We start from the raw sequence: 20,147 nt of genomic DNA, 5'->3' as shown, positions 1-20,147 counted from the left end.
AGCTTGGGGCCGCCTGCAAAATAAGGCGACTGGGAATCATTTACATATGGACCGGCAATTTCCCCCGATCCCCGGACTGCATCAGTTCTGATAGGCCTTGAGAACGTCGTCGATCATGAGCGCCAGCGACTGTGCGCTGGCAGCCATGACGTACCAGGCTTGCGCATCGGCGAAGACCACGCGGCCGTTCTGCCAGGCGGCGGTCTGGCGCAAGAGCGGATTGCTCAAGCTCTCGGCGTTCAGCGTTGGCCGGCGCTCCATCACGGCAGTGCGATCCACCACGTAGATGATGTCGGGGTTGGCCTGCTGGATGAATTCGCTGGATATCGGCTGGCCATGCAGGCCGGCCTCCGCGTCGGGACTCGCAGGCTTCACGCCCAGGGCCCTGAAGATGAAGCCGTAGCGCGACTGGACGCCGAAGGAACTGAAGGCGCCGTTGTTGTGCAGCACGATGAGCGCTCTTTCGGGGCGGTCCTGGATGAGGCGCTTCGCCTCCTGAACCTTGGCGTCCAGCGCGGCGGCCTTGTCGCGTGCCAGGCTTTCCTTCTCGAAGATCCGTCCCAGCGTGATGAGGTGATCCTTGATGATCTCGATGTGATTGGCTTCGCTGTCGCGGTAGTCCACGTCGAAGTGGATCGTCGGCGCGATCTCGCTCAGCTCCTTGTAGTGGTTCGCCTGCAGCGAGGTGATCAGGATCAGGTCAGGCTTGGCCGCGTGCACCCGTTCCAGATTGGGCTGGACGATCGCGCCCGTGTCCTGCACATCCGCGGCGTTCTTGTACTTCTCCAGAAAGTGAGGCACGAAGTCCTTCGGCATGCCGGCGACCGGAACGTCCAGCTGATCCAGGAAATCCACCTCGTTCATGTCCAGCGCGACCACGCGCTGCGGCAGCTTGCCGATCACCGTGGTTCCCAGCTTGTGCTGCACAGAGACGGGTTGGTATGCCCCTTGCGCCGCGGGGCTGGTGGCGGCCGGCCGCGCCGCCTTGGACGATTCCGCCGCCTCCTGCCCGCAGCCCTGCATCACGGCCGTCGTGGCGGCCAGCAGGGCAAGCGCCCATGCCCTGCGCCCGTGCTTGAGGATCATTTCAGTTCTCCTGATGGATTGAAGTAGTTGCACAGGCGTCCGCGTGCGCCTTGCGTGATCTCGAAGTCCAGCCCATAAAGTTCCCGCAACCGGTCCTCGGTCACGACTTCGGGCACGCTGCCGGCGCAATGCACCGCCCCGGCCTTCATTGCAACGATGTGGTCGGAATAGCTGGCCGCAAAGTTGATGTCGTGCACCACCAGGATCACGGTGCGGCCGTGCTCGTCGCACAGGCGGCGCAACGCGCGCATGATCTGGACCGCATGCTTGATGTCGAGGTTGTTGAGCGGTTCATCCAGCAGCAGGCAGTCCGTCTGCTGGGCGATCGTCATGGCCAGGAACGCCATCTGGCGCTGCCCGCCGCTGAGTTCGTCGAGATAGGCCGCGCGTAGCGGTTCCAGCGAGAGGAACGCAATCGCCTCGTCGATCACGCGGTGGTCTTCCTGCGTCAACGCGCCGCGGCTATATGGGAACCGCCCGAAGGCGACGAGATCCTCCACCGTCAGGCGCAGATTGAAATCGGGCGATTGACGCAACGTGGCCACGCGCTTGGCGTAATCGCCGATACGGATACCCGATGCCCTGGCGCCCTCGATCAGGATCTCGCCCTCGCTCGGTTCCAGCAGCCGCCCTGCCATCATCAGCAAGGTGGTCTTGCCCGCGCCGTTGGGGCCGATGAGCGAGGTCATCCGCCCGGCGGGGAACTGCAAGCAGACATCGCGCAGCACCGTCTTCGGGCCATAGCTCTTCGAGAGATTCTTGATCGTGATCATGCGGTGCCTCGCGAGCGCGCCATCAGCGCCAGGAACCAGGCGCCGCAAACCAGGTTGACCAGGATGCCGACGCTGGTCCGGTAGTTGAAGAGATGTTCGACCGCAAGCTGCGCCAGGATGAAAATGCCGACCGCGATAGCGCAACCGGCCGACAGCGTGGCGCGGTGCCGGCGCGTGCGCGTCAGGGCATAGGCGGTGTTGGCGACGAAGATGCCCATGAAGGCGGTGGGTCCCAGCAGACTGGTCGACACCGCGACCAGCACCGCAATCAGCGCCAGATGCAGCCGCAAGACGCGCTGATAATCCACGCCCAGGGAGATGGCCTGATCGCGTCCCAGCGAGATCACGTCCAGCGCCGGCAACGTCTTGACTCCAGCCAGGCACACGCCCGCGACGACGATCGCGGAAACCAGCAACTGGCCCGGCTCCGCCTTGTTGAAGGAAGCCTGGGTGAAGCCGAGCAGAATGGAGAATTCGCCAGGACTGGTCTTCAATTGCACGAATTGCGTGAAGGTGCCGATCACCATCGTCAGCACCAGCCCCACCAGCAGCAGGAAGTACACGTTCTGCCTGCCATCGCGGAACAGCCAGCGGTGGATGATCCACGAATAGCCCAGCATCAGCAGCACGGACAGGAAGAAGTTGCCGTTTGCGCCCAGCAGGACCAGGCTCTGCGCCCCCATGGCCAGGACCATCAGGGATTGCAGCAACAGGTAGACGGCTTCGTAGCCCATGATGGCCGGCGTCAGGATCCGGTTGCCGGTGATGGTCTGGAACACGATGGAAGACCACGCGATGCAGATCCCGCCGATGAGCATGGCCGCAAGCCGGGCAAGCCGCTTGGGAATGATGTAGTCGAAGTCCAGGTTGGAACGGAACAGCAGGAAAGCCAGGGCCAATGCGATGACCGTCACCCATGCCGCCTGCCGGGGAACCGCGCGCGTCACCGGTGCCTCCAGAAGATCAGCATAAGGAACAGGATGCCGCCCACGCCGCCCGCGGTCAGTCCGATAGGCACTTCGAACGGATAGATCAGAAGGCGGCCCAGGATGTCGCAGGCCAGCAGCAGCGTCGCGCCTCCCAGCGCGACGACGGGCAAGGTGCGACCCAGGTTGTCGCCGTAGCGCAGCGCGACCAGGTTGGGGATGACCAGCCCCACAAAGGGAATAGCCCCAACGGTAATGACCGTGGCGGACACGGTGACGGCCACCAGGATCAGCCCCAGCGCCACGGTGGCCCGATAGTTCAGGCCCAGGCTCGCCGCCATGCCTTCGCCCATGCCCAGGACGGTGAAGCGGTGCGCGTACAGATAGGTCAACACGACGATCGGCAGGATCAGGTAGATGATCTCGTAGTTGCCCTGCACGATCTTGGAAAAGTCGCCCAACATCCAGCCCTGCATGCTCTGCATGATGTTGTTGCGATACGCGTAGAACTCCGCCAGGGCGCTCAGCACGCCGCCATACATCAGGCCGATCACGGGCACGAGCACCGTATTCTTGAACTTGATGCGGCGGACGACTGCGACGAAGAGCAGGCTGGCCGCGAAGCAGAAGCCCAGCGCGAACAGCATCCGCGCCGCCGGCCCGGCGGCAGGCATCGACAGCATCGACACCAGGATGCCCAGCTTGGCGGCATCCAGCCCGCCCGACGTGGCGGGTTCGACGAACTTGTTGCGCACGATGTGCTGCAGGATCACGCCGCAGACGGCCAGCCCGATGCCCGTCAGCACCAGCGCCGCCAGGCGCGGCAGCCGGCTTGCGGTCAAGGTGAGCCAGGCATCGCCCGACAGCGAGTACAGCTGCGGCCAGGCGATCTGGCGCGCGCCCACCAGCAGCGACGCGCCGCAAAGCACGATGAACAGGCCGACCAGGCTGGCACGCATCAGGCGTGCGCCCCTGCAATGCGCCAGCCGCGGGCAGCCTTGCGCTGATCCAGGAACTGCGCGTACCGCCCCTGGCTCTCACGCAAAGCTGCGGGCGTGCCTTGCTCGGCGATCCGTCCGTCCTCGATCACCACGATCTGGTCGGCCATCGCCACGGTGGAAAGCTGGTGCGCGATCACCACCAGCGTGCGCTTCCCGCGCAGCCGCGCCAGCGTCCCGGTGATGATGGCCTGGTTCTCCGCGTCCAGCGCCGCGGTCGCCTCGTCCACCAGCATGATGGGCGCAGGGTTGAGCAGCGCGCGGGCGACGGCGATGCGTTGGCGTTCGCCGCCGGACAGCCGCGCGCCGCCCTCGCCTACCGGTGTGTCCAGCCCTTGCGGCAGGCGCGCGGCGATGCCGTCCACGCCGGCCTGTTTGGCGACATCCATCAACTCGGCATCGCTGCAGCCCGGCCTGCCGGCGCGGATGTTTTCGGCGATGGATCCCGTGAACAGATAGTTGTCCTGGAAGACCTGGCTGATCTGGCCGGCCAGCCTCAAGCTGGAAATCTGCCGCACGTCCACGCCACCGACCAGCACGCCGCCCTGGTTCACGTCGAAGAAACGCGCAATCAGCCGCGCCAGCGTGGTCTTGCCGGAGCCGGACGCGCCAACCAGGGCAACCATGCTGCCCGGTTCGATACGCAGATTCACACCTTGCAGCACCTCGGGCGCGTGATCCGCGTAGCGGAAATGCACATTGCGCAATTCGATCGAAGCATCGCGCGGTTCCTGCGGCGCATCGGACTCCGGCAGCGGCGGGACGGCATACAGCGCTTCGATGGCGTCGAGTTGCCCGCGCGCGCCGCGCAGCACCTCCCCATAGCCGACCACCTCCAGCAACGCATCGATATAGCGGACCGCAAGCATCAGCGCGACGATCGCGGCCACGATCTGTCCGGTTGCCAGCGGGTTGCCCAGGATGCCGTCGAGCCACCAGGCTGAGGCGGCCAGCAGGACGGCAAAGACGGCCTGCACGGCCCAGACGTTGAGAACGGCCGCCCCGGCCGACAGCCAGATCACCCGCGCCCCGGACGCGCGCTGTTGTTCCACTGCCTGTTCGAGCAGTCGCGTGCCTCCGCCAGCTCCGTTGAACGCGCGCAGCACCGACTGGGCCTGGGCGAATTCGACCATGCGCTGGCTGGCATCGGCAAAGCGCTGCTGGAAAGCCTCATCCGCGCGCCGCGCCAGTCTTGCCGTGAGCACCAGCAAGCCTGCCAGCAACGGCAGCGCCGCCAATGCGATCAGGCCCAACAGCCAGTGCTGCGCAAACAGTGCGACGACGAGCACCGCTGGCGTCACCACGCCGGCGATGAGGGGCGTGAAGACATGCGCGGGGAGCTGGGCCACAGACATCATGCCTTGCGTGACGACGTGCCCGAGACGAGCCGTATTCTGCGGCGTGAACCAACCCACGGGCAGGCTGGCCACATGGTCGCCGAGGCGATGGCGGGCGTCTTGCAGGATGGCGACGCCCACGCGCACGCCGGCCCGCTCCACATGGCGCCGCAGGCCCCAGCAGACCGCTACCCCGGCCAGCAGCGCGGCCAGCCACGGGGCGGCAGCCTTCACGTCCGCTTCAAGCAGATGCGTGAGCAGCGGCGCCAGCGCGGTAATAGTCAGCCCGCAAAGCACTCCGTAGGCCACGGCCATCCAGCCGTAGCGGCGCAAGACAGGCGCGTCCTGGCCCAGCAACAGCATGAAGGTCTTCAGCATGCGGCCACCTCTTTGTCATCGGAGCTTTCGTAGCCGCCCTGCGCCCACAGCCGGGCATAACTGCCGCCTTGCGCCAGCAACTGCTCATGCCGGCCTTGTTCGACGACGGCGCCGTCCTCGACGACCAGAATGCGGTCGGCGTGCATCACCGTATCCAGCCGGTGCGCGATCACCATCACCGTGCGCCCCCGGGCGAAGCGCGACAACGCGCCCTGGACCGCCGCCTCGTTGCCGGCGTCGGCCGCCGCCGTGGCCTCGTCCAGCACCAGCACGGGAGGATCCAGCAGCACGGCGCGCGCAATGCTGGCGCGCTGGAGTTCGCCGCCGGAAAGCTGCGCGTCCTCGCCGATCACCGAATCGTAGCCGCGCGGCAGCGCCAGGATGCGCTCATGGATATTGGCGGTGCGGGCGGCGTCCTGGATCTCTTGCAGGGTCGCGGAGGGCCGGCCCAGCGCGATGTTGTCGCGCACGCTGGCATGGATCAGGCGCACTTCCTGCAATACGAAGCCCACGCGCCGGTAGAGCTGCGCGCTCGCGATCCGCCTGAGATCGGCGCCGCCCAGCGTGATGCGCCCTTCGTCGGGGTCGAAGAATCGCAGCAGCAGCCGCGCCAGCGTGGACTTGCCCGCGCCCGAGGGCCCGACGATGGCGGTGACCGTGCCGGGTTCCAGCGTGAAGCTGATGCCCGACAGGGTCCGGCGCTCCCCGCCATAGGAATAACCCACGCTCTCGAACCGGACTTCATGGCCCTCGGGGATTTGTTCCTGGCCGGGCGCCAGCGGTTCCAGCACCGGCGTCTCCAGCAGCGCCTGCACGCGCTGCGCGGCGCCCGCGGCGCTGCCCAGATCGTGCAGCAGCGTATGCAGCAACAGCACCGGCGCGCATATTCCCGGCGCCACCAGCGCGAACGGCAGCACATCCACCGGCGCCATCCAGTCCAGCCCGACGAACAAGGCGCCAAAACCCAGCACCACGCCCAGCACCGTGACCGGCGCGACCATTGCATGGGCATGCGCCATCGCCGCCACCAGCGGACGGGTAAAACTGGCAAACGCCTCGGCGAAGGCGTCGACGGCCTCGCGATAGCCGCGATGCGCCTTGCCTGCATCGCCGAATGCCTTGACCACGGGGATGCCGCCGACGAACTCGACCGTTGCGCCATTGAGGCGCCCAAGCCGCTCGACGAATTCCTGCATGTTCGCCCCGCCGGCCTTCATGGCCCGGCGCAGAAACAGGAAGAAGCCGGGGAACGGCAGCAACGCCGCCAACGCCATGCGCCAGTCCTGCGCGAACAGGTAGATGACCGAAATCGCAATAGCGCCCGCGGCGCGCCCCACCGCCGTGTAGAAATGCGCGGCCAGGCTGTGCAGCGTGCCGATGTCGTCCTGCATCGCCTGCTTGACCTCGCCCGACGCCCTGCCGGTGAACCAGCCCAGCGGCACCTGCGACAGCCGCTGCGCGGCGGCCAGGCGCAGTCGATGCGTAAGGCGGTTATCGGCCAGATGAGCCGTCAGTTCGCCGGCCGAGATCAGCGCCATGCCGGCGAACATGCACGCCAGGCTGGCGACGACAGTCCACCAGATTCCTGGCCAGGCTTGAGCGGTCGCGGAAGGCTCGGCGCCAGCGAGGACGATACGGGCAATGTGCGCGATCCCCGCCAGCGGCACCAGGGTAAGCATGGTGCCCACCGCGGCCAGCGCTGCGGCGGCCATCAATTGCCCGCGTACGGGGGCCAGCACCAAGCCTAGCGGACCGGGTTTCCCAGGCTTGGCCGCGGCTGCTCCTGAACTGCTCATGAAATCGACTTACCCAGATGTTGGTGATAATTATTTGCATCACTATAAACTAAATTCTCGAATTAGTTTCATTGCAATAAACTAAATAAATCGGGCCGGGTTAAAGTGAAGGCTGAATGACGCCAAGGAACCAGGAACAGCCATGACACCGCCAGAGCGCCGACCAGCGCGGGGACGCCCTCCCACCATCACCCGGGAGCGGATTGCCGATGCCGGCATAGCGATGGGCCTGCCGAACATCACCTTCGTCGGGCTCGCGGCGGCACTGGGCGTCAGCCATATGGCGCTGTACAAGCACGTGCCCAGCCTGGAGGAACTCAAGCGCCTGGTCGCCGAGGAGATCTTCAAGCGCTGGCAGATACCGCAAGCCTGTAGCAACGACCGCGGCGAACTGAAGGAATACCTGACCACTTTCGCCGCGTCCGTGCGCGAGTTCGTCAAGGCGCACCCAGGCGTCACGCCCTACGTGATCCGCAGGCTGGCTGCAACGCCTTCCATGCTCGCCAAGATCGACGACCAACAGCGGCACATCGCCAAGGCCTACGGAATTTCCAGGGAACAGTCCCGCATCCTGCTGGCGACGGTGGCCTTCCACGGCATGGCGGTGGCCGACACGGTGTATTCGGTCGCCGGGCTGGAGCCGGTCGTGGAGGCGGAACGCGCGGCGGAAGAATCCGAGATGGAAGTGGAACTGGACCAGGGCATGCAGGCGCTGATCATCGGCCTGCTCGCCATGCTGGATAACGGCCCCCCGCGGTCCGACGCCGCCGCGCCCAAGAAGCGCGTCCCCGGACAGGAAAGAAAGCCGTCCAAGGGCTGAGGGCCGGCCGCGCGGCCCATTGCCGGAATGGCAATCCCGCTACGCAATCGGCCATTTCGGCAGCCTGGCCTTGCGGTACGGCAAGCTGCTCCAGTCCGGGCTGGCGGAACCGGGCGCGGCCACGTACAACACCGCCTTGGCCAAGGGCGCGTACCTGGCGTGGAAGTGGTGCGCGGACTTCACCACTATCAGGCGCTGCGCCGTCAGGTCGCAGCCCAGCTGGGTAAAGAGGTCCGTGTGATAGGCCTGTGTACGCAGCGAGACCAGGACGACCAGGATGCCGTCCACGTCGACCAGCGCGCAGTCGCCCAAGGCGATGCGGGTGTTGGAGTTACCCGTCATGTACATGTCCGCATGCGTCGCCACGACCCGGCAGCGCGCGTCCACGGGGCTGCCGGACAACGGACCGACCTTGCCGCCGATACGCAGGTCCAGCTCCGCGCCGGGGCCAGCGTCGAACGCAATGCGCGCCGCAACCGGATCCCACAACGGACCGATGGCGGCATTGCGTATGCCGCGCTCGCGCATCCTGGCCAGCAGATAAGTGGAGTCTCCGGCTGCGCCGCTGCCGGGATTGTCCGAACGGTCGGCCAATACGATCGGCCCGTCGCCATGGGCCAGCGCTTCATCCAGCGCCTGGTCCACGCTGCGGTAGGGCACCATGAGCTGCTCGCGCATGCCGATGAGTTCATCGGCCAGGCGGCGCGCCAGCGCTTGCGCGGCGCTAGCGTCGCCATCGGCGTAGACCAGCACCTTGGTGCCCATTTCCGGCACGTCTCCCGTGGCGAAGCCTTGCGCCGCCGAGATCGACAGGATGCCGTCGCGACCTTCCAGCGCCTTGATGCGGCTGACGAAGCCCTGCGCCGGTTCGCGCGTGGTGTGCATGGGCACGATCATGTCGCAGTCGATCAACGCCGCGACGGGTCGCGTGCGCCCGGCCTGCGCGTCCAGGCACAAGGCCAGCAGGTCCTCGGCGCGCTCCAGTACATCGGTGTGGGGATATTCCTTGAACAAGACCAGCACCGTGGCCTGCTCCACCATCAGCGGCGTGAGATGCGCGTGCGGATCCAGCTCCGCGCCCACCACCACGTCGGGGCCGACGATCTCGCGCACGCGGCGCAGGATGTCGCCCTCGCAGTCGTCGTAGCCGTCGGCCACCATGGCGCCGTGCAGGCCCAGCAACACCATGTCCACCGGCATCGCCGCGCGCAGGTCGGCCAGCAACTCGTCTCGCAAGGTTTCGTAGGCCGCGCGCGTGGTGGTGCCGCCCGGCTGGGCCGAAGCCACCAGCCCTTCGACCCGCGTCCAGCCTCCTGCGCTTGCGCCTTGGCGCGCAACCCATAGCGGTCCGGCGTAGAACGTCATATGGTCGGGATGCGTGCCGCCGGGAAGATACTCGCGCGACTTGAACGCTGCGAGGCCGGTAGGCAAAGGCGAGAACGTATTGGTTTCGGTGGCGAGGGCGCCGGTGAATATGCGCATGGGGCGACTCCAGGGCGCGGCGCGCCGCTAGCGGTTGAAAGGCGACGGCCTTGCGGCTTGCCCGCCGGCCAGGAACAGCTCCAGATTCTGAGCGCCGCCAGACCCGCCCACAAATTCCAAATCATGAACTGTCCATAACCTTTCATATGCGCGCGGAAAGGCTTTCGGCCGGCCTATCGTTTTCCCTTAAAAGCAGCCGATCTGCGCGCTTTTCGCCGCGATTTTCCCCGAAAAAGCGCACACCATAACCTTGGGTTATCCATGGGAACACGTTAGCTATTTGTGCCTCGCTGGTGTGCCGCCGATCATCCGCGATACGGAACGCAGTGCCTCTCTCATGTGGCGGCAATGACGGACATCCGATCCATACAAGGGGAAAATTATGTCGTCGACCTGGACCGCCGCGCGCGCCGCGGCGCATGCAGCAGCCTGTCCGGAGGCCCGGCCATGAAGATCTTCAGCGCCGGCCTGGGCACGGAAACCAACACCTTCGCGCCCATGCCCACCAGCCTCGCCTCCTTCCAGGACCGCGACTACTATCCGGCGGGCACGCATCCGGACTCGGTGACCTTTGCAGGCGCGCCGCTGTACGTGGCACGGCAGCGCGGCCGCGAGGCCGGCTGGACGCTGGCCGAAGGCCTGGTCACGTCCGCGCAGCCGGGCGGCACGACCACCCGCGCCGCCTACGAGACGCTGCGCGACCAGATCCTGGCCGACCTGCGCGCGGCGATGCCGGTGGACATGGTGTTGCTGGGCCTGCACGGCGCCATGGTGGCCGACGGCTACGACGACTGCGAGGGCGACATCCTGCGCCACGTGCGCGAGATCGTCGGCCCCGATGTGGTGGTGGGCGCCGAACTGGATCCCCATGCGCACCTGAGTCCGTTGATGGTGGAACAGGCCACGGTGCTGGTCCTGTTCAAGGAATATCCCCACACCGACATCCGTGAACGCGCGGAAGACCTGCTGGCCTTGTGCCTGGACGCGCAGGCCGGCCGCACGCGACCCGTCGCGGCGTTGGTCGACTGCGACATGATCGTGCCCATGCACACCACGCGCGAACCGGCGCAGGGCTTCGTCAGCCGCATCAAGGCGCTGGAAGGCCGCGACGGCATCCTGTCGATCTCGGCGGCGCAAGGCTTCGCCACCGGCGACGTGCCGGAAATGGGCACCAAGGTGCTGGTCTACGCCGATGGCGACGCTAGCGCCGCGCAAGCGCTGGCGCGCCGCCTGGCCGATGAACTCATCGGCATGCGCGAGCAGCTCATGGTGCCCTACCGCAGCGTGGACCTGGCGCTGGACGAAGCGCTGGCCTTCGGCGACGGTCCGGTGGTGCTGGCCGACCGGCCCGACAATCCCGGCAGCGGCGCGCCCGGCGACGCCACGTTTGTCCTGAGCCGCATGCTGGAACGCGGCGTGACGAACGCGGCGCTGGGTCCCATGTGGGATCCGGTTTCGGCGCGCATTGCGTTCGACGCCGGTCCCGGCGCGGTGCTGGACCTGCGCATTGGCGGCAAGGTCGGTCCCTTGTCCGGCGACCCTCTGGACCTGCGCTGCACGGTCAAGGCCATCCAGGCCGACATGATCATGACGGGCCTGTCCGGCGCGCCGGCAGCGATGGGGGACTGCGCGCTGGTCGAGACCCAGGGCATCGAGATCGTGCTGACCTCACTGCGCAACCAGGCCATCAACATGGACCTGTTCACGCAGCTGGGCTGCGATCTTTCTTCCAGGAAGATCGTGGTGGTCAAGTCCGCGCAGCACTTCCATGCCTCGTTCTCGAAAGTCGCGCGCCACATCATCTATGTCGGCGGCAAGGGCGTCGCCACGCCCGACTGGAAAACGCTCACGTACCGCAATATCCGGCTGCCCAAGTGGCCGCTCTAAGAACCTGCCGGCGCGCGGACGCCGGCGCCTCCACCAACAAGATGGGAGCCTAGCGCGATGAAAAAACGCCTGCTTTGCCTGTTCTCGACGGCCACCCTCGGCCTGGCCTTCACCCTTGGCGCCGCGCCGGCGCACGCGCAGCAGGCCAAGACCCTGCGCATCGTGCCGCACGCCGACCTGAAGGTGCTGGATCCGACCTTCACCACCGCCTACATCACGCGCAACTTCGGCTACATGGTGTATGACACGCTGTTCGCGATGGACTCGCACAGCAAGCCGCAGCCGCAGATGGTAGAAAAGTATTCGGCCAGCGACGACAAGAAGACCTGGACCTTCACGCTGCTGCCTGGCCTGAAGTTCAGCGACGGCCAGGCGCTGACCACCGCCGACGTGATCGCGTCGCTGCAGCGCTGGTCCGCGCGCGACAACATCGGCCAGGCCATCACGCGCGCCGGTGGCAAGTGGGAAGCCGTGGACGCCAACACCTTCAAGCTGACGCTGGACCAGCCGTTCGACCTGGTGCTCGAAGGCCTGGCGAAGGTGTCCAGCTACCCCGCGTTCATCCTGCCCCAGCGCCTGGCCTCGCAGCCGGCCGACCGCCCGCTGACCGAGGTCGTAGGTTCCGGCCCTTACCTCTTCAAGCGCGCCGAATGGGTGCCCGGCAGCAAGATCGTGTTCGAGCAGAATCCGAACTACGTCGGCCCCAAGGCCCAGGCCGACGGCCTGGCCGGCAACAAGACCCCGCACATCCCGCGCGTGGAATGGCGCGTGCTGCCCGATTCCAACAGCGCCACGGCCGCGCTGACCAACGGCGAAGTCGACATGATCGAACAGGCGCCGGCGGACTACATCGACGCCTTGCGCGGCAACAAGAACGTCAAGATCGGCGTGATGGAGCGCGCCCAAGGCTACATCATCCTGAACCAGTCCATGCCGCCGTTCAACAACGAGAAGGCGCGCCAGGCCGTGGCCCACCTGGTGGACCAGGACAAGTTCACCGCCGCCATGGGCTACCCGGACGACCTGCGCATGAAGTACTGCGCCACGGTCTTCATCTGCGGCGGCCCCAACGACACCACCGCCGGCGCGGCGCCCTACGCCAAGCCCGATCCCGCGCTGGCCAAGAAGTTGCTGGCCGAAGCCGGATACAAGGGCGAGAAGGTCGCGATCCTGCTGCCCACCGACCTGGCCTACCTGAACTCCGCCACGCTGGTCGCCATCCAGGCGCTGCAGGACATCGGCGTCAGCCTCGACATCCAGTCCATGGACTGGGCCACGCTGACCGCCCGCCGGGCCCGCAAGGAACCCATCGACAAGGGCGGCTGGAACATCTTCCTGTCGGCCGCTTCCGAGTTCAACGTCGACTCGCCCATCAGCAACACCTACCTGGGCGCGGTGTGCGGCAACAGCCTGCCGGGCTGGCCCTGCGACAAGAAGCTGGACGAACTGCGCGCCCAGTGGATCGCGGCCACCAGCTCGGACGAGCGCAAGCGCGTGCTGGACCAGTTCCAGGAGCGCGCCTATGAAGCTTTCCCCGCGATCTCGGTGGGCCAGTATTCGCGGGCATTCGCCTCGCACAACAGCCTGAAGAATGCGGAAAAGATCTGGAGCCTGCCGAACCTGTGGGTGCTGGACAAGTAATCCGCAGCCAGCCTAATCGATACGCGAGACAACCATGGGTTACATCATCCGGCGAGTGCTTGCCATCGTGCCTGTCATGGCAGTGGTGGCGGTGATCGTCTTCCTGCTGATCCACCTGTCGCCGGGAGACCCGGCGGCGCTCATCGCCGGGGATTTCGCCTCCGCCGACGACATCGCCAAGCTGCGCGTGGCGCTGGGCCTGGACGAGCCGCTGTGGCGGCAGTTCGGGCTGTGGGCGGGCAAGCTGCTGCAAGGCGACCTGGGCACGTCCATCTTCACCCACGTGCCCGTGACGCAGCTGCTGGCGCAGCGGGTGGAACCCACGTTGTCCATTGCCGCGCTCACGATGCTGGTCTCCATCATCGTGGCCGTGCCGCTGGGCGTGCTGGCCGCCTACCGCGCCGGCACCTGGATCGACCGCCTGGTGATGCTGTTCGCCGTGCTGGCGTTCTCGGTGCCGGTGTTCCTGGTCGGCTACCTGCTGATCTACGGCTTCGCCATCAAGCTGCAATGGCTGCCGGTGCAGGGCTATGTCAGCCTGTCCGAGGGCGTGGGCCCGTGGCTGCGCAACCTGACCCTGCCCTGTATCAACCTGGCGCTGGTGTACATCGCGCTGATCACCCGCATGACCCGCGCGACCGTGGTGGAAGTGCTGCACGAGGACTACATCCGCACGGCGCGCGCCAAGGGCCTGGCGGTGCTGCCCGTGCTGGAGCACGCGCTGCGCAATGCCGCCATCCCGATTGCCACCACGGTGGGCGTGGGCATCGCGCTGCTGATCGGCGGCGTGGTCGTGACCGAGACTGTGTTCGCCATTCCCGGCATCGGCCGGCTGGTCATCGACGCGGTCCAGCACCATGACTATCCGGTGATCCAGAGCGTGCTGCTGCTATCGGCCGGCACCTACGTGCTGATCAATCTGCTGATCGACCTCAGCTACCGGCTGTTCGATCCTCGCATCCGTTACTGAGCCGCCGCAGGAAAGAATCATGTCAGAAAGCTCGATTTCCACCAGCCCGCCCGTGGTGCTGCACGAGGCGCTCAGCGCCAGCGGCCGCCGCTGGCGCTGGATACGCAAGCACCCCACCCTGATCCTGGGCCTGGCGCTGCTGTTGATCGTGGCGGGCCTGGCCATCGCCGCGCCCTGGATCGCCACGCACAACCCTATCAGCATCAATCCGCTGCAACGCATGAAGCCGCCGTCGGCCGAACATTACTTCGGCACCGACGCGCTGGGCCGCGACGTGTTCAGCCGCGTGGTGTGGGGCGGCCGCGTGTCGCTCGTGGTGGCCATCGTGGTGGCGCTGATCGCGACCGCGGTCGGCGTGGTGCTGGGCCTGATGGCGGGCTTCGTGCGCTGGGCCGACGCGATCATCATGCGCATCATGGACGGCATGATGGCCATTCCCGACATCCTGCTGGCCATCGCCCTGATGGCGGTGATCCGCGCCAGCCTGACCACGGTGATCATCGCGATCGCCATTCCGCAGGTACCGCGCGTGGTGCGCCTGGTGCGTTCGCTGGCGCTGACGCTGCGCGAACAGCTTTACGTCGAAGCCGCCCACGCCGTGGGCACGCGCCTGCCGGTGATCCTGCGGCGCCATGTGCTGCCCAACATGGTCACGCCGCTGGTGGTGCAGGCCACGTTCATTGCCGCCACCGCGGTGCTGACCGAAGCGGTGCTGTCGTTCCTGGGCGTAGGCGTGCCGGCCCAGGTGCCCAGCTGGGGCAACATGATGGCCGACGCCCGCAACTACGTGGCGGTGGCGTTCTACACCATCCTGTATCCGGGCATCCTGCTGGCCGTCACCGTGCTGGCGATCAACCTGATGGGCGACGGCCTGCGCGACGCGCTCGACCCCCGCCTGACCAACCAACGCTAGGAGCACGCCATGGCAATCTCTCCCGCCGCCGTCGCCCCTGGCGATGTGCTGCTCGAAGTCGACAACCTGCGCACCTACTTCGATACCGTGTCCGGCACCGTGCGCTCGGTGGACGGCGTGTCCTACCAGGTGCGGGCAGGCCGCACGCTGGGCGTGGTCGGCGAGTCCGGCTGCGGCAAGAGCGTCACCGCGCTGTCCATCCTGCGGCTGATCCCGACGCCGCCCGGGCGCTATGCCGGCGGCCAGATCCGCTACCGCGGCACCGACCTGCTGGGCCTGACCGAAAAGCAGATGCGCCAGATCCGCGGCAACCGGATCTCGATGATCTTCCAGGAACCGATGACCTCGCTGAACCCCGTGCTGACAGTGGGCCGGCAGATCGCGGAAACGGTGATGCTGCATCAAAAGCTCGGCCGCCGCGAGGCCTACCGCCGCGCCGAGGAAATGCTGCGCCTGGTGCAGATCGCGGAACCCGAGCGGCGCGTGCACGAGTACCCCTACCAGCTTTCCGGCGGCATGCGGCAGCGCGTGATGATTGCGCTGGCCCTGGCCTGTAATCCCGAAGTGCTGATCGCCGACGAACCGACCACGGCGCTGGACGTGACCATCCAGGCGCAGATCGTGGACCTGCTGCGCAGCCTGCAGCAGAGCTTGGGCATGGGCATCGTGCTGATCACCCACGACCTGGGCGTGGTGGCCGAATGCTGCGACCGCGTGGCCGTGATGTACGCAGGCCGCAAGGTGGAAGAAGCGCCCGTCACCGAACTGTTCGACCGCCCCCTGCATCCGTACACGCGGGCGCTGATGGCGTCGATGCCGTCGATGAACGCGTCGACGCAACGCCTGGCCGAGATCCCCGGCATGGTGCCCGCGCCCAGCGAGCTGGGCAAAGGCTGCAGCTTCGCGCCGCGCTGCGCCTACGCCACCGACCGCTGCCGGGCCGAAGCGCCGCAATTGCTGGAACATGGCAGCGACCACGTGGTCGCCTGCCACGAAGCGGCGCGCGTCGCCGCGCAACCGGCCCCGCAGGCGGCCGCTTCGACGCCCCCCGGCGCCGCCCTGACTGGAGTCCAAGCATGAGCGCCCGCAACCAGCCCGCCGCCCCGGCCACGCCCTTGCTGGAAGTGCGCGACCTGAAGATGCACTATCCCGGCGCGGGCGGCTGGTTCAAGCCGCGCCGCAAGGTCATCCAGGCCGTGGACGGCGTGTCGTTCTCTGTCGCCCGCGGCGAGACCCTGGCGCTGGTGGGCGAATCCGGCTGCGGCAAGACCACCACCGGCAAGTCCGTGCTGCGCCTGATCCAGCCGACCTCGGGATCCGTGCGGCTGGAAGGCGAGGAAATCCTGGCGCTGTCGGCCGAGCAGATGCGCAGCCGCCGGCGCGACATGCAGATCATCTTCCAGGATCCGTACGCGTCGCTGAATCCACGGCTGACGGCAGGCGACATCGTCGGCGAACCGCTGCAGAACTTCCCGGCCTCGGGCGGCCGGTCACGCGCCGATGAGATCGCCTGGCTGTTCTCCAAGGTCGGCCTGCGTCCGGAGGCGATGAAGAAGTTCCCGCACGAGTTCTCCGGCGGCCAGCGGCAGCGCCTGGGCATCGCGCGGGCGCTGGCCCTGCGGCCCAAGCTGATCGTGTGCGACGAACCGGTGTCCGCGCTGGACGTGTCGGTGCAGGCGCAGGTAATCAACCTGCTGATGGACCTGCAGGAAGAGATGGGCATCGCCTACCTGTTCGTCGCGCATGACCTGGCGGTGGTGCGCCACATCAGCCATCGCGTGGCGGTGATGTACCTGGGCCGCATCGTCGAGGTCGCCGACCGCGACACGCTGTTCTCGCGCCCGCTGCACCCGTACACGGAAATCCTGCTGTCGGCCGTCCCGGTTCCCGATCCGCACAAGCCCGCGCAGCGCAAGCTGCTGCAGGGCGATCCGCCCAGCCCGGCGAATCCTCCCAGCGGCTGCCGCTTCCACACGCGCTGCCCGCTGGCGCAGCCAGTGTGCAAGGAGAAGCAGCCGGTCCTGACCCAGCGGCCAGACGGCTCGGACGCCGGGCAGCACTGGGTGGCGTGCCACTTCCGATGAGCGCGCCGCGCCTGCTGGCGGGTCCTCTGCCGGGCAGCGACCCGGTCTTTGGCCGCGGCATCGCCGAGCTGCGGTCGGCCATGGCAGCGGGCGCGCTCAGCGCCATGGACCTGGTGCGCGCCTACCTGGCGCGCATCGCCGCGCACGACCAGGCCGGGCCAGCGCTCAACGCGGTCATCGCGCTGAACAGCCAGGCGCTGGCCGAGGCCGCCGATCGGGACAGGGAAAGACAGCGCGGGGCGGCGCTGGGGCCGCTGCACGGCATTCCCCTTCTGCTCAAGGACAACATCGATACCGTGGGCATGCCCGCCACCGCTGGCTCGCTCGCGCTGGCCGGCCGCCGCCCGCAGCGCGACGCCGACGTCGTGCGCCGGCTGCGCGAAGCCGGCGCCGTGGTGCTGGGCAAGACCACGATGCACGAACTGGCCTGCGGCATCACCAACGTTTCTTCACTATCCGGCCGCACGCGCAACGCCTACGACGCCGCCCGCGTTCCCGGCGGATCCAGCGGCGGTAGCGCCGTCGCGGTGGCGTCCAGCTTCGCGGCGGCCGCGATAGGCACCGACACCAGCGGCTCGATCCGCATCCCCGCGGCCTTCAACCAGGTCTGGGGCCTGCGGCCCACGGCCGGACGCTACAGCAACGCCGGCGTGGTGCCGCTGTCGCCGACGCTCGACACGGTCGGCCCGATGGCCCGCAGCCTTGCTGATATCTCAGCCCTGTGGTCGGTGATGGCGGGACAAGGCGAAGACGCGCGCGGCGCGGACCGGGCCTGGCGCATCGGCACGCTGGAAGCATTCTTCGGCCCAGCCGGCGCGGAACTGGAGGTGTCGCGCCACGTCCGCGCGGCGCTCGCCGGTTGGCAAGCCGAGGGCGCACAGATCCAGCCTGTCGCGCTGGCGCTGGAAGACGCGCGCCTGACCTCCGCCAACGTCACCGGCCATGAATTCCGCGACGCGCTGGCCCTGTGCCTGCGCGATGCGGGTCTGCCTGTGCGCAGCCTGACCGACATCCTGGACGGCGGCTATCCCCACCCGGAAGTGGCGCCGCTGCTGCGCGAGCGCGATGCGCTGCGCGATCCCGACGGCAGCGCGCGCCTCGCGGTGCTGGCCCGCGCCCAGGCGCTGCGCGACGAATTGTTGACTGCCATGGACCAAGGCCAGCTGGACCTGCTGGCCTATCCCAGCGTGCGTGGCGCGCCGGCACTGCTGGGCCAGGCCCAGCGCGGCGGCAATGGGCTGCTCGCGGCGGTGACCGGGCTGCCGGCCTTGAGCGTGCCCATCGGCTTCACGCCCAGCGGAATACCCGTCGGCCTGGAACTGCTGGGTCGCGCGGGCAGCGAGCGCCAGCTGTTTCAGGCTGCGCGGCGCTTCCAGGCTTGAAAGCTCCTTGCCGCGTAAGCAGCCGTAGCGGTCACGTTCTGGCCTCCTCGACGATCCAGTCGATGAAGGCGCGGACTTCCGGACGCTGGACCGCGCCGGGCCTGCTGACGGCGTAGTAGGCGAACCTCGCGGGCCAGGGCTTGTCCAGCGCCTGGACCAGGCGTCCGGCCGCGATCTCTTCCTGCGCGTGCGCGGCGGGCACCAGCGCAAGTCCCTGGCCCGCTTCCGCCGCCCGGATCAGCAGGAAATCGTCATCGAACGCATTGCCGCGCTGCGCCCGGGCATCCTGGGCCACGCCATGCGCGCTTAGCCACAGCGGCCAATCGGCGCGGTCCGCATCGTGCAGCAGCGGGTAATCCAGGCAGTCCGCCGGTTCGGCCAGCGCCGCTGCGAAGCCTGGCGCGGCCACCGGCACGAGCACCGGCGCCATCAGCGGCACCACATCCAGTCCCGGATAGTCGCCCAGCCCGTGGCGCAGGGCGACATCGACGTGGTCGCGCCGCAGATCGACCAGGGCAGGCGTCGCCTCTACCCGGATTTCGATGTGCGGATGCCGTTCCTTGAACCGCCCCAGGCGTGGAACCAGCCAAGACGCCGCGAACGTCGCCACGGTGCTGACGGTCAGGCTTTGCCGCGCCTGCTTCGCGGCCAGCATGTCCACTGCCTTGTCGATCTGCGCGAACGCCGCGCTAAGCATCGGATACGCCTCGGCGCCCGCCTCCGTCATGCGCATGCCGTGGCGTTCGCGCACCAGCAGGGCGATGCCGAGCCGGTCCTCCAGCAGCCGGATCTGCTGGCTGACGGCGCCCGGCGTGACATGCAAGGCCTGCGCCGCCGCGGTGATGCTGCCGCGCTGGCTTACCTCGACAAAAGTGCGCAGCGCCTGCAGGGGAAGCGTTGCCGTCATTTTAGATTTCCTAAATTTAAAAGTGAGAAATGATCGCTGTACCGGATCCCGCTCAACAAAGAAAATTTCAATGCCGCCGCGGATCCTGAATATTTAGCTAATCTTAAATGAGCAAGCCCATGCTGAATCTATACACCGATAGTTCTCCCAATGGCTACAAGGCCACCATCGCGCTGGAAGAACTGGAACTGCCCTACCGCCTGCACCATGTGCGCATCGCGCAGGGCGAGCACCGCCAGCCGGATTTTCTGGCCCTGAATCCGCACGGCCGCATTCCGGTACTGACCGATGATGAAACCGGCGTGGCGCTGTTCGAATCGGCGGCCATACTGCTGTATCTCGCGGAAAAGACCGGGAGGCTGCTGCCCACGGACATCCAAGGCCGCTGGGAAGCGATCAAGTGGCTGCAATTCCATTCCAGCAGCGTCGGTCCCATCATCGGGCAACGCGTGAACTTCGAGGTGTTCGACAAGGCGCGCAACCCCGCCGCGCTCGAACGCTACCAGCGCCTGACCGAGGATGCGCTCGCGGTGCTGGACCGCAGGCTGGCCGATCAGCCCTACCTTGCCGGCGACGCCTACTCCATCGCCGATATCGCGCATTTCGGCTGGAGCCACATCGCACGGATCATCGATTTCGATTTCAGCCATCACCGGCACCTGAGCGCATGGCACGAACGCGTGGCAGCGCGGCCCGCGGTCGCCAAAGGCATCACCCTGCCCGCGCCGGCAACGGGCGCTTGAAGGAAACAAGGACAGTCGGAATGG

General features: G+C 67.2%; 17 protein-coding genes. 9 read left to right on the top strand and 8 right to left on the bottom strand.

All coding sequences use genetic code 11. The annotated features are described in order from the left end of the window. Window positions 1–81: 81 nt before the first annotated feature. From HV766_RS04860 to HV766_RS04835, 6 genes are read right to left on the bottom strand one after another with little or no spacing between them, the layout of a single operon-like run. The gene (locus HV766_RS04860; RefSeq protein WP_175180679.1) at window positions 82–1,086 is read right to left on the bottom strand and encodes a siderophore ABC transporter substrate-binding protein; all 1,005 of its coding nucleotides are present in this window, start codon (window positions 1,084–1,086) and stop codon (window positions 82–84) included. Then, window positions 1,083–1,859, bottom strand: a complete 777-nt coding sequence (locus HV766_RS04855) for an iron ABC transporter ATP-binding protein (RefSeq protein WP_175180678.1) — start codon at window positions 1,857–1,859, stop codon at window positions 1,083–1,085. Before HV766_RS04855 ends, HV766_RS04860 begins: the two co-directional genes overlap by 4 nt. Next, window positions 1,856–2,806 carry an iron chelate uptake ABC transporter family permease subunit gene (locus HV766_RS04850; RefSeq protein WP_175180677.1) on the bottom strand — a complete coding sequence of 317 codons (951 nt, stop codon included), beginning with the start codon at window positions 2,804–2,806 and terminating at the stop codon, window positions 1,856–1,858. Before HV766_RS04850 ends, HV766_RS04855 begins: the two co-directional genes overlap by 4 nt. After that, a complete protein-coding gene (locus tag HV766_RS04845) occupies window positions 2,803–3,744 on the bottom strand; it encodes an ABC transporter permease (protein ID WP_054451809.1) in 942 nt (313 codons plus the stop codon). Before HV766_RS04845 ends, HV766_RS04850 begins: the two co-directional genes overlap by 4 nt. Continuing rightward, window positions 3,744–5,498 (bottom strand): ABC transporter ATP-binding protein, encoded by a 1,755-nt coding sequence (locus HV766_RS04840; RefSeq protein WP_175180676.1) that lies wholly within the window; start codon window positions 5,496–5,498, stop codon window positions 3,744–3,746. The genes HV766_RS04845 and HV766_RS04840 overlap by 1 nt, the downstream gene beginning before the upstream one ends. Beyond that, entirely contained in the window at window positions 5,492–7,294 is a 1,803-nt protein-coding gene (locus tag HV766_RS04835) for an ABC transporter ATP-binding protein (protein ID WP_175180675.1), read from the bottom strand. The genes HV766_RS04840 and HV766_RS04835 overlap by 7 nt, the downstream gene beginning before the upstream one ends. A 142-nt stretch (window positions 7,295–7,436) precedes the next feature. Here HV766_RS04835 and HV766_RS04830 point away from each other — a divergent pair, with 142 nt between their 5' ends. Next, entirely contained in the window at window positions 7,437–8,114 is a 678-nt protein-coding gene (locus HV766_RS04830) for a TetR/AcrR family transcriptional regulator (RefSeq protein WP_175180674.1), read from the top strand. Window positions 8,115–8,153: 39 nt separating this feature from the next. Here HV766_RS04830 and HV766_RS04825 read toward each other — a convergent pair whose 3' ends face one another. Continuing rightward, window positions 8,154–9,596, bottom strand: a complete 1,443-nt coding sequence (locus HV766_RS04825; RefSeq protein ID WP_175180673.1) for a M81 family metallopeptidase — start codon at window positions 9,594–9,596, stop codon at window positions 8,154–8,156. Between the two features lie 447 nt (window positions 9,597–10,043). On the opposite strand from HV766_RS04825, the gene HV766_RS04820 reads away from it, so the two are divergent. The 7 genes from HV766_RS04820 to HV766_RS04790 are packed head-to-tail and all read left to right on the top strand — an operon-like array spanning window position 10,044 to window position 18,473. Continuing rightward, complete coding sequence (locus HV766_RS04820; protein ID WP_175180672.1) at window positions 10,044–11,483, top strand: M81 family metallopeptidase; 1,440 nt, start codon at window positions 10,044–10,046, stop codon at window positions 11,481–11,483. Between the two features lie 57 nt (window positions 11,484–11,540). Beyond that, complete coding sequence (locus HV766_RS04815) at window positions 11,541–13,124, top strand: ABC transporter substrate-binding protein (RefSeq protein WP_175180671.1); 1,584 nt, start codon at window positions 11,541–11,543, stop codon at window positions 13,122–13,124. Between the two features lie 34 nt (window positions 13,125–13,158). Continuing rightward, on the top strand, window positions 13,159–14,094 hold the full coding sequence (locus HV766_RS04810; protein WP_054451821.1) for an ABC transporter permease: 936 nt from the start codon (window positions 13,159–13,161) through the stop codon (window positions 14,092–14,094). A 19-nt stretch (window positions 14,095–14,113) separates the two neighbouring features. Then, a complete protein-coding gene (locus HV766_RS04805) occupies window positions 14,114–15,007 on the top strand; it encodes an ABC transporter permease (RefSeq protein ID WP_054451823.1) in 894 nt (297 codons plus the stop codon). A 9-nt stretch (window positions 15,008–15,016) separates the two neighbouring features. Next, window positions 15,017–16,087 (top strand): ABC transporter ATP-binding protein, encoded by a 1,071-nt coding sequence (locus HV766_RS04800; protein WP_054451825.1) that lies wholly within the window; start codon window positions 15,017–15,019, stop codon window positions 16,085–16,087. Next, on the top strand, window positions 16,084–17,091 hold the full coding sequence (locus tag HV766_RS04795) for an ABC transporter ATP-binding protein (RefSeq protein WP_175160281.1): 1,008 nt from the start codon (window positions 16,084–16,086) through the stop codon (window positions 17,089–17,091). The genes HV766_RS04800 and HV766_RS04795 overlap by 4 nt, the downstream gene beginning before the upstream one ends. Next, window positions 17,088–18,473, top strand: a complete 1,386-nt coding sequence (locus tag HV766_RS04790) for an amidase (RefSeq protein WP_175180670.1) — start codon at window positions 17,088–17,090, stop codon at window positions 18,471–18,473. The genes HV766_RS04795 and HV766_RS04790 overlap by 4 nt, the downstream gene beginning before the upstream one ends. Before the next feature lie 31 nt (window positions 18,474–18,504). On the opposite strand, the gene HV766_RS04785 is transcribed toward HV766_RS04790, so the two are convergent. Then, window positions 18,505–19,380 (bottom strand): LysR substrate-binding domain-containing protein, encoded by an 876-nt coding sequence (locus HV766_RS04785; protein ID WP_175180669.1) that lies wholly within the window; start codon window positions 19,378–19,380, stop codon window positions 18,505–18,507. A gap of 119 nt (window positions 19,381–19,499) precedes the next feature. Here HV766_RS04785 and HV766_RS04780 point away from each other — a divergent pair, with 119 nt between their 5' ends. Beyond that, a complete protein-coding gene (locus tag HV766_RS04780) occupies window positions 19,500–20,123 on the top strand; it encodes a glutathione S-transferase family protein (RefSeq protein ID WP_054451831.1) in 624 nt (207 codons plus the stop codon). The last annotated feature ends 24 nt before the right edge of the window (window positions 20,124–20,147 follow it).

It is taken from the genome of Achromobacter aegrifaciens, from assembly GCF_902859735.1.
Lineage (GTDB): Bacteria > Pseudomonadota > Gammaproteobacteria > Burkholderiales > Burkholderiaceae_B > Achromobacter > Achromobacter aegrifaciens.
Note: the sequence above shows the minus strand (reverse complement) of the source record. Positions and strands in the feature narration are given on the sequence as shown.

Excerpts from the sequence above, each read along its gene's own strand:
- HV766_RS04860 (WP_175180679.1), bottom strand. The coding sequence starts at position 1,086 with ATGATCCTCAAGCACGGGCGCAGGGCATGGGCGCTTGCCCTGCTGGCC.
- HV766_RS04855 (WP_175180678.1), bottom strand. The coding sequence starts at position 1,859 with ATGATCACGATCAAGAATCTCTCGAAGAGCTATGGCCCGAAGACGGTG.
- HV766_RS04845 (WP_054451809.1), bottom strand. The coding sequence starts at position 3,744 with ATGCGTGCCAGCCTGGTCGGCCTGTTCATCGTGCTTTGCGGCGCGTCG.
- HV766_RS04840 (WP_175180676.1), bottom strand. The coding sequence starts at position 5,498 with ATGCTGAAGACCTTCATGCTGTTGCTGGGCCAGGACGCGCCTGTCTTG.
- HV766_RS04835 (WP_175180675.1), bottom strand. The coding sequence starts at position 7,294 with ATGAGCAGTTCAGGAGCAGCCGCGGCCAAGCCTGGGAAACCCGGTCCG.
- HV766_RS04830 (WP_175180674.1), top strand. The coding sequence starts at position 7,437 with ATGACACCGCCAGAGCGCCGACCAGCGCGGGGACGCCCTCCCACCATC.
- HV766_RS04825 (WP_175180673.1), bottom strand. The coding sequence starts at position 9,596 with ATGCGCATATTCACCGGCGCCCTCGCCACCGAAACCAATACGTTCTCG.
- HV766_RS04820 (WP_175180672.1), top strand. The coding sequence starts at position 10,044 with ATGAAGATCTTCAGCGCCGGCCTGGGCACGGAAACCAACACCTTCGCG.
- HV766_RS04815 (WP_175180671.1), top strand. The coding sequence starts at position 11,541 with ATGAAAAAACGCCTGCTTTGCCTGTTCTCGACGGCCACCCTCGGCCTG.
- HV766_RS04810 (WP_054451821.1), top strand. The coding sequence starts at position 13,159 with ATGGGTTACATCATCCGGCGAGTGCTTGCCATCGTGCCTGTCATGGCA.
- HV766_RS04805 (WP_054451823.1), top strand. The coding sequence starts at position 14,114 with ATGTCAGAAAGCTCGATTTCCACCAGCCCGCCCGTGGTGCTGCACGAG.
- HV766_RS04800 (WP_054451825.1), top strand. The coding sequence starts at position 15,017 with ATGGCAATCTCTCCCGCCGCCGTCGCCCCTGGCGATGTGCTGCTCGAA.
- HV766_RS04795 (WP_175160281.1), top strand. The coding sequence starts at position 16,084 with ATGAGCGCCCGCAACCAGCCCGCCGCCCCGGCCACGCCCTTGCTGGAA.
- HV766_RS04790 (WP_175180670.1), top strand. The coding sequence starts at position 17,088 with ATGAGCGCGCCGCGCCTGCTGGCGGGTCCTCTGCCGGGCAGCGACCCG.
- HV766_RS04785 (WP_175180669.1), bottom strand. The coding sequence starts at position 19,380 with ATGACGGCAACGCTTCCCCTGCAGGCGCTGCGCACTTTTGTCGAGGTA.
- HV766_RS04780 (WP_054451831.1), top strand. The coding sequence starts at position 19,500 with ATGCTGAATCTATACACCGATAGTTCTCCCAATGGCTACAAGGCCACC.